Raw genomic sequence first — 14,798 nt, 5'->3', positions numbered from 1 at the left:
CATGATGAAAGTACTTTGTGGCGCGGTGCTCTCGGCGCTGCTGCTGGCGGCGGGCCAGGTGGGCGCCGCCTGCCAGTGGCCCGCCTGGGAGCAGTTTAAACAAGCGTACGTCAGCCCCGAGGGACGGGTGATTGACCCCAGCGATGCGCGCAAAATCTCCACCTCCGAAGGGCAGAGCTATGGCCTGTTTTTCGCCCTGGCGGCCAACGATCGCGCAGGGTTCGACAAACTGCTGACCTGGACGCAGAACAACCTGGCGGAAGGCGATCTGAAACAACATTTGCCGGGCTGGCTGTGGGGCAAAAAGGACGATGAGCAGTGGACCCTGCTGGACAGCAACTCGGCGTCCGACTCGGATCTGTGGATAGCCTGGGCGCTGCTGGAGGCGGGGCGCCTGTGGCAACAGCCGCAGTACACCGAGACCGGAAAAGCCCTGCTGGCGCGGATTGTCGCTGAAGAGACGGTGGCGGTGCCGGGCCTCGGCACGATGCTGCTGCCGGGAAAAGTCGGTTTTGCCGATGACAGCGGCTGGCGGTTTAACCCCAGCTATCTTCCGCCGCAGCTGGCCACCTACTTTGTGCGTTTTGGCGCGCCGTGGCCCGCTCTGCGCGACAGTAACCTGCGCCTGCTGCTGGAGACCGCGCCGAAAGGCTTTACCCCGGACTGGGTACGCTATGAGAAAGGGAAAGGCTGGCAGCTGAAAACCGAAAAGCCGCCGATCGGCAGCTATGACGCGATTCGCGTCTACCTGTGGGTGGGCATGCTCCATAATGGCGATAAGCAGAAAGCGCGTCTGCTGCAACGCTTCGCGCCGATGGCGGCGCAGACCACGGAGCAGGGGGCACCCCCGGAGAAAGTGAATATCGCCACCGGCAAAACCAGCGGTCAGGGGCCAGTGGGCTTCTCCGCGGCAATGCTGCCGTTTTTACAGGACGACGAGGCCCGGTCGGTGCAACGCCAGCGCGTCGCCGATAACTATCCCGGCGCGGATGCCTACTACAGCGCAGTTCTGACGCTGTTCGGCCAGGGTTGGGATCAACACCGTTTTCGTTTCACGGCGAGTGGCGAATTACAACCTGACTGGAACCAGGAATGCGCAAGCTCTCACTAAGTTTACTCACGCTGTCCCTCGGCGTTGCGCTGCTGCCGTTAGCGCAGGCGGCGACGACGCCTGCCCAGGAGCATCTGCTGGAGCAGGTCCGCCTCGGCGAGGCCAGCAATCGTGAAGACCTGGTGCGCCAGTCGCTGTACCGTCTGGAGCTGATTGATCCCAACAACCCGGAGCTGATTGCCGCGCGGATGCGCTATCTGCTGCGTCAGGGGGATGCCGCCGGGGCGCAAAAAGAGCTGGAACGACTGACGAAGCTGGCGCCGGACTCCCCGGAGCTGAAGGCGTCGCGCAATGAGATGAAAAGCAACACCGGCGAGGGCCGCCAGGCGCTGCAGCAGGCGCGACTGCTGGGCGTGGCCGGGAAGGTCGATGAAGCCATCGCCGCCTATGAAAAACTGTACGGCGGGGTGCCGGATGACGTTGACGTCGCCATTGAATACTGGACGCTGGTGGCGCGCCTGCCGGCCCGCCATAGCGAAGGCGTCAGCCAGTTGAAAAAACTGAACGCCAGCGCGCCGGGCAACGTCAGCCTGCTGACTTCGCTGGCGAAGCAGATGTTCGCCGATAACAAACCGCAGGAGGGGTTCGCCTATCTGGCGGAGATGGCCCGATCGGCCTCGGGACGCGGTATCGCCGCCGATATGTGGTTCAGTGAGGTGAAAAGCATGCCGGTGAGTAAGGCCAGCGTGCAGGCGTTGCAGCAATTTCTTCTGCAGTTTCCCACCGGCTCGGTGGCGGCGAACGCCCGCGTTCTGCTCGACCAACAGCAGGCGCAGCTGCAGGATCCGACTTTCCGCGCCCGCTCGGAAGGGCTGGCGGCGGTCAAGTCCGGGAATACCACGCAGGCGGTCGCGGATCTGCAGAAAGCCGTTCAGGCCGACAGCCGCGACAGCGACGCGGTGGGCGCTCTCGGCCAGGCCTATTCCCAGCGCGGCGACCGCGCGCGGGCAGTGGCGCAGCTCAGTAAAGCGATTGCCATGGACCCTGACAGCCCGAACCGCGGCAAGTGGGACAGCCTGCTGCAAACTAACCGCTACTGGCTGCTGATAAAGCAGGGGGATAACGCCCTGAAAGCCGGCCAGCTTTCGCAGGCGCAGAACTATTATGCCCAGGCGCAGCGGGTCGATCGCACCGACAGCTATGCCGTGCTGGGGCTGGGGGATGTCGCGGCGGCGCGCAAAGAGGCGGCGGCGGCGGAGCGCTATTACCAGCAGGCGTTGCGCCTGGATCGCGGCAATAACCTGGCGGTGCGCGGCCTGGCCAACCTCTATCGCGCCGAATCGCCGGAGAAAGCCAGCGCCTGGATCGCCGGCCTCCCTCCCGCTCAGCGGCGCAGTATCGATGATATTGAGCGCAGCCTGACTAACGACCGGCTGGAGAAACAGGCGCAGGCTCTGGAGAGCCAGGGCAACTGGGCGCAGGCGGCGGAAGTTCAGCGTCGGCGCCTGGCGCTGGATCCGGACAGCGTCTGGATAACCTACCGTCTGGCGCGGGATCTGGTCAGCGCTGGCGAACGCCAGGAGGCCGACGCGCTGATGCGGACGATGGTCAACCGCCAGCCGCAGGACGCCGAACGGGTCTACGCCTCGGGACTCTACCTGTCGGGGAACGACCAGGACGATCTGGCTCTGGCGCAAATCGCCGCTCTGCCGCGCAGCGCGTGGACGGATAACATTCGTGAACTCGAAGCGCGCCTGCAAAGCGACCGGGTGCTGCGCCAGGCCAACCAGCTGCGCGACAGCGGCGACGAAGCGCAGGCGATCGCCCTCATCAAACGGCAGCCGTCTTCAGTACGCTATGACCTGACGCTGGCCGACTGGGCGCAGCAGCGCGGCGACAGCCAGACGGCGATTGCCGACTATCAGCGGGTGCTGCGTCAGGAGGCCGACAACGGCGATGCGCGCCTCGGCCTTGCGGAAGTCTACCTGGCCGAGGGCGATAAACCGGCCGCCCGGGCGCAGGTCATGCAGCTGAAAGGCGCAGAGACCGAATCCATGAACATGCAGCGGCGGGTGGCGCTGGCGCGAGCTGGCCTTGGCGATACCGCTGACGCGCAACGGATTTTTAATCAGATTGTGCCGCAGGCGAAGGCGCAGCCGCCCTCGATGGAGAGCGCGCTGGTGCTGCGCGATGCCGCGCGCTTTGCCACCCAGAGCGGGGCGCCGCAGCAGGCGCTGACGCACTACCGGGAAGCGATGGTGGCCTCCGGCATTACCCCCGCGCAGCCGCAGGATAACGATACTTTTACGCGGCTGACGCGCAACGACAGCCATGATGACTGGCTGAAGCGCGGGATCCGCAGCGATGCCGCCGACCTTTATCGTCAGCAGGATCTGAACGTCACCCTGGAACATGACTTCTGGGGTTCCAGCGGCACCGGCGGCTATTCCGACCTGAAGGCGCATACCACCATGCTGCAGGTGGATGCTCCGCTGGCGGATGGCCGGATGTTCTTCCGCACCGACCTGGTCAATATGGATGCCGGCAGCTTTTCCACCCACAGCGACGGGAGCTACTCGCCCAGCTGGGGCACCTGCGGGGAGATCGCCTGTACCAGCGGCAGTAAAAATCAGACCGACAGCGGGGCCAGCGTGGCGGTCGGCTGGAAGAATGACACCTGGAGCGGGGATATCGGCACCACGCCGATGGGCTTCAATGTCGTCGATGTGGTGGGGGGGCTGAGCTACAGCAGCGACGTCGGGCCGGTGGGGTACACGGTCAACGTCCACCGGCGGCCTATCTCCAGCTCGCTGCTCTCCTTTGGCGGGCAGAAGGACAGCAGCAGCCATACCGGCGCCACCTGGGGCGGCGTCCGCGCCGACGGCGGCGGCCTGAGCCTGAGCTACGATCGCGGGGAGGCTCACGGCATCTGGTCCTCGCTGGGCGCCGACTCGCTGACCGGTAAAAACGTGGCGGATAACTGGCGCGTGCGCTGGATGACCGGGTACTACTACAAGGTCATCAACGAGAATAATCGTCGCGTCACCGTCGGCCTCAACAATATGATCTGGCACTACGACAAAGATCTCAGCGGCTACACCCTCGGCCAGGGCGGCTATTACAGCCCACAGGAGTATCTCTCGTTCGCCGTGCCGGTGACCTGGCGTCAGCGCACCGAGAACTGGTCCTGGGAGCTCGGCGGGTCGGTGTCATGGTCCCATTCGCGCACCCAGACGCAAGCCCGCTATCCGCTGCTGAACCTGATCCCGTCCGACTACCGGCAGCGCACCAGCGAGCTGACGGAGGAGGGGAGCAGCAGCCATGGATTCGGTTACACCGCCAGAGCGCTGGTGGAGCGGCGGGTGACCAGCAACTGGTTCGTCGGCGCCGCGGTCGATATTCAGCAGGCGAAGGATTACACCCCGAGCCATGCGCTGCTTTACGTCCGCTACTCGGCGGCCGGCTGGCAGGGGGATCTGGATATGCCGCCCCAGCCGCTGGTGCCCTACGCCGACTGGTAGCAGAATAGGCTGAATTACGTTACAGAGCGCCACTCCGCGACGCGCTTCGCGTATACTCGTGAGGCGTTGCCCACCGTTGGCCGTCGGGGATGTATCCCGGCGTCCGCGCCACCGCGCGGAAATATCCCGTCACTTCATCCCTCGCGGGCGTGGGCGAAGGATTTAAGTATATAATCAGCCTGAAACGACCGGGATTGAAGGATTGATACCGGGTATGTATTCAGTATCAGTGGAGAACACCGTTGCGCGTCAGCCGTTCACTTACAATCAAACAGATGGCGATGGTCGCGAGCGTGTCCATGGCCTTTGTATTGGTTTTTTGCACTATTTTGCTGTTTCACTTTGTGCAACAGAGTCGCTTTACCACGGCCACGCAGTTAGAAAGTATCGCGCGATCCGTTCGCGAACCGCTGTCTGCGGCTATTCTGAAAGCCGATATTCCGGAAGCGGAAGCCATTTTAAGCCGTATCCAGCCTGCTGGCATCGTCAGCCGGGCGGATGTGGTATTGCCGAACCAGTTCCAGGCGCTGCGGATGCGATTTATCCCCGAGCGGCCGGTGCCGGTAACCGTCACCCGGCTGTTTGAGCTGCCGGTGCAGATTTCGCTGCCCATTTATTCGCTGGAGCGACCGGCCAACCCGCAGCCGCTGGCCTATCTGGTGCTGCAGGCCGACTCCTATCGCATGTATAAATTCGTCATGAGCGCCCTTGCTACGTTAGTGACTGCTTACTTACTTCTGGTGTTGATGCTGACGGTGGCGCTCACCTGGTGCATCAACCGGCTGATGGTTCGCCCTCTGCGGCGTATCGCCCGCGAGCTGAACGATCTCTCCCAGCAGGAGCGTCTTGGCCATCAGCTGACCCTCCCGCGCCTGCACCATGACGACGAGATCGGTATGCTGGTGCGCAGCTATAACCGCAACCAGCAGAGCCTGGTCCGCCAGCATGATGAGATGTCCATCCAGTCGACCCGCTTCCCGGTCTCCGAGCTGCCGAATAAAGCCTTTTTGCTGGCGATGCTGGAGCAGACGGTGGCCCGCCCGCAGAGCGCCGCGCTGATCGTCGTCGCCTGTGAAACCCTGCAGGACGCCGCCGGGGTCCTCAAGGAGAGTCAGCGCGAAATGCTGCTCCTGACGCTGGTGGAGAAGCTGCGGGCCGCGATCCCGCCGCAGATGGTGCTGGCTCAGGTGAGCGGGTATGACTTCGCGATTCTCGCCGATGGCCTCGCCGAACCGTGGCAGGCGGTAACGTTAAGTAAGCAAGTGCTCACTATTATTAATGAGCGTTTACCGCTGCATGGGCTGCAGCTGCGGCCCTACGCCAGCGTCGGGATCGCCATGTTCCACGCCGGGCTCAACGCCGAGCAGTTTTACCGGCGCGCGGTGTCGGCCGCTGTCACCGCACGACGTAAAGGCAAAAACCAGATCGAGTTCTTCGATCCCGAGCAGATGGAAAAGGCTCAGCGCCGCCTGATGGAAGAGCACGATATTATGACCGCGCTCGATAACCAGCAGTTCGCGATCTGGCTGCAGCCGCAGGTGGCCTGCGCCAGCGGCGAGATCTGCGGCGCCGAGGTACTGCTGCGCCAGCGGCAGGCGGATGGCAGCTGGTCGCTACCGCCGTCGCTGATTGAGCGCATTGAGTCCTGCGGGCTGATTATCCCGGTCGGCTACTGGGTAATGGAAGAGGCCTGCCGCCAGCTTGCGGCCTGGCAAAGCCAGGGGATTATGCTGCCGCTGTCGGTCAATGTTTCGCTGCTCCAGCTGCTGGAGCATGACCGCGGCGAGGAGATGCTGAAGCTGATCGCCCGCTACCGCATCGCCCCGGGCACCCTCATCCTCGAGGTGACGGAGAGCTGCCGGATGGACGATCCGCAGGATGTGATGGCCCGGTTGCGCCCGCTGCGCGAGGCCGGGGTGCAGATTGCGCTGGATGATTTTGGCATGGGTTATGCCGGGTTGCACCAGCTGCAGCAGATGAAGGCCCTGCCGGTGGATATTCTGAAAATTGATAAGGTATTCATCGATATGCTGCCGGAGGATGTCAGCATGGTGCCGGCGATGATCCAGCTCGCGCGCGGCCTGTCGCTGCGTATCGTGGCGGAAGGGGTGGAGAACGACGCCCAGTACCGCTGGTTGCAAGCCGCGGGCGTCGAGGTGCTCCAGGGCCATCTGTTCGGTTGCGCTTTGCCGCAGGAGGCATTCAGCGCGCGCTATCTCTCCCCGGTTCGGGAGGGTGCAAATTTGTAAATGTTTTGTTGACTTGTGCGAGTCAGCTCAAAGATTTTAACAATTGCGTTGCACTTTCGGCGTTAGTTATTTCTGAAATGTTTCCAGGGTGTTATTTTTAAGCCACAGACGTCAAATATCCCTTCTTGCTCTATGGTTATTCCCAAAGGACACCCTATGAAAACCTCTATCTTTAAAAGCCTCTATGTCCAGGTTCTGACGGCCATAGCGATCGGTATTCTGCTGGGCCATTTTTACCCGGAACTGGGCGCGCAAATGAAACCCTTCGGCGACGCCTTCGTTAAGCTGATTAAAATGGTGATTGCTCCGGTGATCTTCTGTACCGTCGTGACGGGGATCGCCGGGATGGAAAGCATGAAAGCCGTTGGCCGTACCGGGGCGGTGGCGTTGCTCTATTTCGAAGTGGTCAGCACCATCGCGCTGATTATCGGTCTGATTATCGTCAACGTGGTGCAGCCGGGCGCCGGGATGAACGTCGACCCGTCGACGCTCGATGCGAAAGCGGTGGCGGTGTACGCTGAGCAGGCTAAAGATCAAGGGGTAGTGGCCTTTTTACTGGATGTGATCCCGGGCAGCGTCATTGGCGCCTTCGCCAGCGGCAACATTCTGCAGGTTCTGCTGTTCGCCGTCCTGTTTGGTTTTGCCCTGCACCGTCTGGGCAGCAAGGGCCAGCTGATTTTCAACGTCATTGAAAGCTTCTCCCAGGTTATCTTCGGCATTATCAATATGATCATGCGCCTGGCGCCGATCGGCGCCTTCGGAGCCATGGCCTTTACCATCGGTAAATATGGCGTCGGCACCCTGGTGCAGCTGGGTCAGCTGATTATTTGCTTCTATATCACTTGTATCCTGTTCGTGGTGGTGGTGCTGGGGAGCATCGCCCGGGCCACCGGCTTCAGCATCTTCAAATTTATCCGCTATATCCGGGAAGAGCTGCTGATTGTGCTGGGGACCTCCTCATCAGAATCGGCGCTGCCGAGAATGCTCGACAAGATGGAGAAGCTGGGCTGCCGTAAATCGGTGGTAGGCCTGGTGATCCCGACCGGCTATTCGTTCAACCTCGATGGCACCTCTATCTATCTGACGATGGCCGCAGTCTTTATCGCCCAGGCGACCAACAGCCATATGGATATTTTCCATCAGATCACCCTGCTGGTGGTGCTGTTGCTCTCCTCGAAAGGGGCGGCAGGGGTGACCGGCAGCGGCTTCATCGTGCTGGCGGCGACTATCTCGGCCGTCGGTCATTTACCGGTGGCTGGTCTGGCGCTGATCCTCGGTATCGACCGCTTTATGTCCGAAGCCCGCGCGCTGACTAACCTGGTGGGTAACGGCGTTGCCACGGTGGTGGTGGCGAAATGGGTGAAAGAACTGGATGCCAAACAGATGGATGACGTTCTGAATAACCGTGTTCCGGCGAACAAAACGCACGAATTATCCTCTTAAATCCTCCTCTTAGGCCCGTACTCCCTTGCTGGAGTACGGCCTCCTGCGCATAATTAGAGGTCATTCCCGCCCGGCGGGAATGACACGAAATGATTATTTTACGTTGTCATGCGACATTTTCGTCTCCGTGTGGTCTAACCGACGTATTTCACTCTCACTTTTTTCGGCAGCCCGTCAGTGGGGTGCTGTTGTAACCAGGAATGTTCATCAGGGGTTCACATGCAGGGCACAACAATTAAACTCTTAACGGGCGGTTTGCTGATGGTAGCGGCGGCCGGTTATGTGCAGGCAGAAGCGCTCCAGCCTGATCCGGCCTGGCAACAAGGGACCTTAGCGAATGGTTTGTCGTGGCAGGTATTGGCCACGCCGCAACGTCCCAGCGACCGTATCGAAGTCCGTTTGTCCGTCAATATTGGCTCGCTGAGCGAAAGCACTCAGCAGAGCGGTTTCAGCCGCTTTATTCCCCGCCTGGCGTTGACGCAAAGCGGCAGCCTGCCGACGATGCAGGCGCGCTCTTTATGGCAGCAGAGTATTGACCCGAAGCGTCCTCTGCCGCCGGCCATCGTCTCCTACGATTACACGATGTTTAATCTCAGCCTGCCCAATAACCGCAACGATCTGTTGAAAGAGGCGCTGAGCTGGCTGGCGGACGCCAGCGGTAAACTGGCCATTACGCCTGAATCGATCAATCATGCGCTGCAGGGCAGCGACATGGTGGCGACCTGGCCACTGGATACCAAAGAGGGTTGGTGGCGCTATCGCCTGAAAGGGTCCACCATGCTGGGCCATGACCCCGCCGCGCCGCTGAAGCAGCCGATCGATGTGGCGCAGCTGAAAGACTTTTATCAAAAATGGTACACCCCCGACGCCATGACGCTGATCGTGGTGGGGAATGTCGACAGCCGCAGCGTTGCCGAGCAAATCAATAAGACCTTTGGCGATCTGAAGGGCAAGCGGGAAACCCCCGCAGCGGTGCCGACCTTATCGCCGCTGCCTACCGTGCCGGTCAGCATCATGACCAACGCGGTGCGTCAGGACAAACTGTCCATCATGTGGGATGCGCCATGGCAGCCGATCCGCGACTCCGCGGCGCTGCAGCGCTACTGGCGTGACGATCTCGCCCGTGAAGCGCTGTTCTGGCACGTGCAGCAGAGCCTGAGCAAAAATAACGTGAAGGATATTGGCCTTGGCTTTGACTGCCGGGTGCTATATCAGCGCGCGCAGTGCGCCATCAACATCGATTCCCCGGGCGAGCGCCTGAACAACAACCTGAGCGTGGTTTCGCGCGAGCTGGCGAAAGTGCGGGACAACGGGCTGCCTCAGGAGGAGTTTGACGCGCTTATCGCCCAGAAAAGCCTCGAGCTGCAGAAGCTGTTTGCCACCTATGCGCGCACTGACACCGACATACTGATGAGCCAGCGCATGCGCTCCCTGCAGAATCAGGTGGTGGACATCGCGCCGGAGCAGTACCAGAAGCTGCGTCAGGAGTTCCTCAACTCCCTGACGGTGGACATGCTGAACCAGTATCTGCGCCAGCAGCTCTCGCAGGACATGGCGCTGGTGCTGCAACAGCCGAAGGGCGAACCGGAATACAATATGAAGGAGCTGCAGGCCACCTGGGAAAAACTGATGGCGCCGAATCCGGCGGCCACGGCGGCTAGCGGCAGCGCCGATACGGTTGACGCCCACAGCGAGGCCAGCGACATCCCGCCGGGGCAGTAACCTAACGCCTCTCCGGCGCGCCAGCGGCGGCCGGAGAGCGCTTTGTGCGGAGAATTACTGCGGCATCGCTTCCCGCGGGATGATCGCCCCGCGATACTGGATCACCGTGCTGGCGGTCAGGTGTCCGCGTCTGGCGGCGGATTCGGCATCGCCGCCGGTCAGGCGAACGGCCAGGTAGCCGGCGCTGAAAGAGTCTCCGGCGGCGGTGGTATCCACCACCTTCTCTTTGGCCAGCCTGACGGCCGGCACTTCCCGCAGCGGTTGCCCGCTAACCGAGACCAGGCAGGCATCCGCGCCGCGCTTCACCACCACCTCTTCCACGCCGGCGGCGTGGGTGCGGGCGATCACCTCAGCAACCGGTTTTTCTCCCCACAGCGCGTCTTCATCATCGAGGGTCAGAAACGCGATATCGGTGCAGGCGAGCATCTCCTGATAGACCTGCTGCGTTTCCGCCTGGCTGGCCCACAGGCGCGGACGATAGTTGTTGTCGAAGATCACCTTGCCGCCGTTGGCGCGGCACTCACGCAGCAGCGTGAACAGCTTGTCGCGGCTGGCCGGGCTGAGAATGGCGAGACTGATGCCGCTCAGATAGAGATAGTCGAAAGTGGCCAGCTCTTCGCAAATCGCCGCCGCGCGATCGCTCTCCAGCCAGAACTTTGCCGCCGCCTCGTTGCGCCAGTAGTAGAAGGTGCGCTCGCCGGTGTCATCGGTTTCAATGTAATACAGCCCCGGCAGGCGGTCGGCCATCCGCTGGATAAGATCGGTGTTGACGTTTTCCTGTTGCCAGCTGTCGAGCATCTGCTGGCTGAACGCATCGGTTCCCAGGGCGGTGACGTAGTGGACGCTCAATGCGCTGGCATCCGTCTGCCGCGCGATATAGACCGAGGTGTTTAAGGTATCGCCGCCAAAGCCGCGGTTAACGGCCCCGTTTTTCTCTGACAGCTCAATCATGCATTCGCCAATAACGGCAATTTTTTTAGACATAGCCAGAACCTGCAATGGAATCGATATAAGCGCTAGTGTGCGCTGCGCTGTTTTGCTGGTCAATCATATTAAAACATCGTTCCATTATTTTTTTGACCTGACGCGCGTAATGTGACGAAAAGCGCATTTCCAGGATAAACGCCGCTTTTTGACTATATTCAGGACTGACGTGATGCAAAAGGAGCGGAGTAGGGATGAGCAGAACCCGTAAAACGTTGGTTATCATCACAGGAACGATACTATTGCTGATCGTTCTTTTCTTTATCGTGCTGGCCACCTTTGACTGGAACCGGCTGAAGCCGACGATCAATCAGAAAGTGTCCGCCGAACTTAACCGCCCGTTCGCCATCCGCGGCGATCTCGGCGTGGTCTGGGAACGGCAGCCGGACGAGCGCGGCTGGCGCAGCTGGATCCCGTGGCCCCACGTACACGCGGAGGATATCGTGCTGGGCAACCCGCCGGCCATTCCCCAGGTGACCATGATCCATCTGCCGCGGGTGGAGGCGACCCTTGCCCCGCTGGCGCTGCTGAGCAAAACGGTGTACCTGCCGTGGATCAAGCTGGAGCAGCCCGACGTACGGTTGATCCGCCTTGCGGAAGACAACAATAACTGGACCTTTCAGCTGGCGGGCGATAAGCGTACTTCGGGCGACAGCGCGCCCTCCAGCTGGTCCTTTCGCCTCGATAATATTCTCTTTGATCGCGGGACTATCGCCATTGACGACAAGATCACCCGCAGCGATATCACCATCCTCGTCGATCCCCTAGGCAAACCGCTGCCGTTCAGCGAAGTGACCGGCACAAAAGATAGCCATAGCGCGGCGAAACCAGGCGACTATGTCTTTGGTCTGTCGCTGAAGGGCCGCTACAAGGGCCAGCCGGTCACCGGCAACGGGAAAATCGGCGGCATGCTGGCCCTGCGCAGCGCAAGCGCCCCCTTCCCATTGCAGGGCGACTTCCACTCCGGTAACACCCGGGTAGCGTTCAGCGGCACGGTCAGCGACCCGCTCAACGTCGGCGGCATTGACCTGCGGCTAAAATTCGCCGGCGACTCGCTGCGCGATCTCTATGACCTGACCGGCGTGCTGCTGCCGGAGACGCCGTCATTCTCCACCGACGGCCGCCTGCGCGCCGACTTTACGCAAAAAAACCGCATGCGCTTTAACTATCAGAATTTTAACGGCCGAATCGGCGATAGCGACATTCATGGCTCCCTGACCTACACCACCGGCAAGCCGCGGCCGAAACTCAGCGGCGATATGGAGTCGAAGCAGCTGCGTCTGGCGGACCTCGGGCCATTAATCGGCGTCGATTCCGGCAAAGGGACGAAGAAAAGCGCTTCGCGCCAGGCGGGGGACCGGCCGCAGCCGGCGGGTAAAGTGCTGCCGGCGGACCGCTTTGAAACCGACAAGTGGCAGGTGATGGATGCCGATGTGCGCTTTAAGGGCCGGAGAATTGAGCACGGCGGCACCCTGCCGATCAGCGATCTGTCGACCCATGTGATTCTGGAGGATGGTGACCTGCGCCTGCAGCCGGTGCGCTTTGGCCTGGCCAACGGGTCGATTGCCGGCAGCGTACACCTGCAGGGCGATAAAAAGCCGCTGCAGGGTGAGGCCAATCTGCAGGCGCGACGCCTGAAGCTGAAGGCGCTGATGCCAAACGTCGAGATGATGCAGAAAACCCTCGGCGAGATGAATGGCGACGTCCAGCTGCGCGGCAGCGGCAACTCGGTGGCGGCCCTGCTCGGCAACAGCAACGGTAACCTGAAGCTGCTGATGAACGACGGACTGATCAGTCGCAACCTGATGGAAATCCTCGGTCTTAACGTCGGTAACTACCTGATCGGCCAGATTTTTGGCGATGAGGAGGTTCGGGTAAACTGCGCCGCGGCCAATATCGACGTAACCAATGGCGTCGCCCGGCCGCAGATTTTTGCCTTCGATACAGAAAACGCGCTGATCAATGTGACCGGGACCGCCAGCTTCGCCTCCGAGCAGCTGGACCTGACCATCGATCCGGAAAGCAAAGGCTTTCGGGTAATCACCCTGCGTTCCCCGCTGTATGTCCGGGGCACCTTTAAATCGCCGCAGGCGGGGGTGAAGGCCGGGCCGCTGATTGTCCGCGGCGCGGTAGCGGCGGCGCTGGCAACCCTGGTGACGCCGGCCGCCGCGCTGCTGGCGCTGATCTCCCCGGCGGAGGGCGATAGCAACCAGTGTCGGACCATTTTGTCGCAGATGAAAAAGTAGAGGAGAGCCCTGACGCCGGGGGCGTCAGGGCGAAGGATCACAACGACTGGTGGCGGGTCTCGTGGGTCAGCAGCAGGGCGATCAGCGTCAGCGCCGCCATCGCCGCCAGATAGGTGCCGACCGCCGCGAGACCGTAGTTACCCTGCAGCCAGGCGGCAATGTACGGCGCGACCGAAGCGCCGAGGATCGACGACACGTTATAGGAGAACGACGCGCCGGTGTAGCGCACTTCCGTCGGGAACAGCTCCGGGAGCAGCGCGCCCATCGGGCCAAAGGTCAATCCCATCAGGCTTAAGCCCAGCAGCAGGAAGGCGAAGACCAGCAGCGGATTGCCGGAGCCCAGCAGCGGTTTAAAGGCGAACAGGGCGAACAAAATAATCATCGTGGTGATGATAATCATGCTCTTGCGACGACCAAAAGCGTCCGCCAGCAGGCCGGCGACAGGCACCATTACGCCAAAGCCAATCACCGCCATCATCAGCATCCACAGCACTTCGTTACGCGGCAGACCCAGGCCATTCGGCGCCGCGCCGGTGCTGAAGGTCATCGAGTAGACGGTCATGATGTAGAACAGGGTATAGGTGGCCAGCATGATGAAGGTGCCCAGCACCGTCACCCGGACGTGTTTGGTCAACAGGGTACCCAGCGGGATTTTGACCTGTTTTTTCGCCGCCGCTACTTTGGCGAAGACCGGGGTCTCATGCAGCGAGACGCGAACATACAGACCGATGATCACCAGCACCGCGGAGAAGATAAACGGCACGCGCCAGCCCCACTCCATAAACTGCTGGTCGGTCAGCAGCCAGGAGAGCAGCAGGAAGGTGCCGTTGGCGAAGAAGAAGCCGATCGGCGCGCCCAGCTGTGGGAAGGAGCCGTACAGGGCGCGCTTGCGCGCCGGGGCGTTTTCCGTAGCCAGCAGCGCTGCGCCGCCCCATTCCCCGCCGAGGCCAAGGCCCTGACCGAAACGCGCCAGCGCCAGCAGCATCGGCGCGACAATGCCAATGCTTTCATAGCCGGGCAGCAGGCCGATCACCACGGTGGAGATCCCCATGGTTAACAGCGAGGCCACGAGGGTGACCTTCCGGCCGACGCGATCGCCGAAGTGGCCAAACAGCGCGGAGCCGATCGGCCGGGCGACGAAGGCGATGGCGAAGGTGGCCAGCGACTGCAGGGTGGCCGCAGCGGCATCGCCCTGCGGGAAAAAGATATGCGGGAAGACGATGACCGCGGCGGTGGCATAGATGTAGAAGTCGAAAAACTCAATGGCGGTGCCAATGAGCGAGGCGACAACAACCTTGTTGCGTGAGTTGACCGGGGCGGTTTCCTGCGTGTTTTCGAGAGTGGTGGCTGTGGCTTGCATAGATCTTTCTTATTTTTGCGCGAACGAAAAGCCATATAGCCACAGCCACAGGGACATTTCAATCTGTAACAAACGCGGGAAATGGGCAAAAAAGAGGCAAAAAGCGGATAATTTTTACACCAGTAAAAATAGTTCTATGAAATGCTTCACACAATTAAAAAGATAGAGAATAAAACCAGTTTTGAGTTAAATAAAAGTTACATGCTGGATTTATCTGCTGAA

Annotated in this window: 8 protein-coding genes; 6 read left to right on the top strand and 2 right to left on the bottom strand. The window is 61.1% G+C overall.

Annotated features, from left to right (window positions below):
- The first annotated feature begins 1 nt into the window (after position 1).
- From bcsZ to KHQ26_RS06835, 5 genes are all read left to right on the top strand, one after another.
- The gene (bcsZ, locus tag KHQ26_RS06855) at positions 2-1,111 is read left to right on the top strand and encodes a cellulose synthase complex periplasmic endoglucanase BcsZ (RefSeq protein ID WP_004173946.1); all 1,110 of its coding nucleotides are present in this window, start codon (positions 2-4) and stop codon (positions 1,109-1,111) included.
- On the top strand, positions 1,093-4,572 hold the full coding sequence (bcsC, locus tag KHQ26_RS06850; protein ID WP_004173947.1) for a cellulose synthase complex outer membrane protein BcsC: 3,480 nt from the start codon (positions 1,093-1,095) through the stop codon (positions 4,570-4,572). Before bcsZ ends, bcsC begins: the two co-directional genes overlap by 19 nt.
- Positions 4,573-4,814: 242 nt before the next feature.
- Entirely contained in the window at positions 4,815-6,821 is a 2,007-nt protein-coding gene (hmsP, locus tag KHQ26_RS06845) for a biofilm formation regulator HmsP (RefSeq protein ID WP_004173948.1), read from the top strand.
- 156 nt (positions 6,822-6,977) lie between these two features.
- Complete coding sequence (locus tag KHQ26_RS06840) at positions 6,978-8,264, top strand: dicarboxylate/amino acid:cation symporter (RefSeq protein WP_002921438.1); 1,287 nt, start codon at positions 6,978-6,980, stop codon at positions 8,262-8,264.
- 219 nt (positions 8,265-8,483) lie between these two features.
- Entirely contained in the window at positions 8,484-9,986 is a 1,503-nt protein-coding gene (locus KHQ26_RS06835) for a M16 family metallopeptidase (protein WP_002921436.1), read from the top strand.
- 54 nt (positions 9,987-10,040) lie between these two features.
- On the opposite strand, the gene KHQ26_RS06830 is transcribed toward KHQ26_RS06835, so the two are convergent.
- A complete protein-coding gene (locus KHQ26_RS06830; RefSeq protein WP_002921434.1) occupies positions 10,041-10,970 on the bottom strand; it encodes a sugar kinase in 930 nt (309 codons plus the stop codon).
- A 194-nt stretch (positions 10,971-11,164) separates the two neighbouring features.
- Here KHQ26_RS06830 and KHQ26_RS06825 point away from each other — a divergent pair, with 194 nt between their 5' ends.
- Entirely contained in the window at positions 11,165-13,216 is a 2,052-nt protein-coding gene (locus tag KHQ26_RS06825) for an AsmA family protein (RefSeq protein WP_004173949.1), read from the top strand.
- Between the two features lie 37 nt (positions 13,217-13,253).
- On the opposite strand, the gene KHQ26_RS06820 is transcribed toward KHQ26_RS06825, so the two are convergent.
- Entirely contained in the window at positions 13,254-14,576 is a 1,323-nt protein-coding gene (locus KHQ26_RS06820; protein ID WP_004150118.1) for an MFS transporter, read from the bottom strand.
- Positions 14,577-14,798: the final 222 nt, after the last annotated feature.

It is taken from the genome of Klebsiella sp. 10 (assembly GCF_018223925.1).
GTDB classification, from domain to species: Bacteria; Pseudomonadota; Gammaproteobacteria; order Enterobacterales; family Enterobacteriaceae; genus Klebsiella; species Klebsiella pneumoniae.
The sequence above is the reverse complement of the archived record's forward strand: the minus strand, read 5'-3'. Positions and strand labels throughout refer to the sequence as shown.

Bases quoted from the DNA above. Each gene is read 5' to 3' on its own strand.
- bcsZ (WP_004173946.1), top strand. From the start codon at position 2: ATGATGAAAGTACTTTGTGGCGCGGTGCTCTCGGCGCTGCTGCTGGCG.
- bcsC (WP_004173947.1), top strand. From the start codon at position 1,093: ATGCGCAAGCTCTCACTAAGTTTACTCACGCTGTCCCTCGGCGTTGCG.
- KHQ26_RS06825 (WP_004173949.1), top strand. From the start codon at position 11,165: ATGAGCAGAACCCGTAAAACGTTGGTTATCATCACAGGAACGATACTA.
- KHQ26_RS06820 (WP_004150118.1), bottom strand. From the start codon at position 14,576: ATGCAAGCCACAGCCACCACTCTCGAAAACACGCAGGAAACCGCCCCG.
- KHQ26_RS06840 (WP_002921438.1), top strand. From the start codon at position 6,978: ATGAAAACCTCTATCTTTAAAAGCCTCTATGTCCAGGTTCTGACGGCC.
- KHQ26_RS06835 (WP_002921436.1), top strand. From the start codon at position 8,484: ATGCAGGGCACAACAATTAAACTCTTAACGGGCGGTTTGCTGATGGTA.
- KHQ26_RS06830 (WP_002921434.1), bottom strand. From the start codon at position 10,970: ATGTCTAAAAAAATTGCCGTTATTGGCGAATGCATGATTGAGCTGTCA.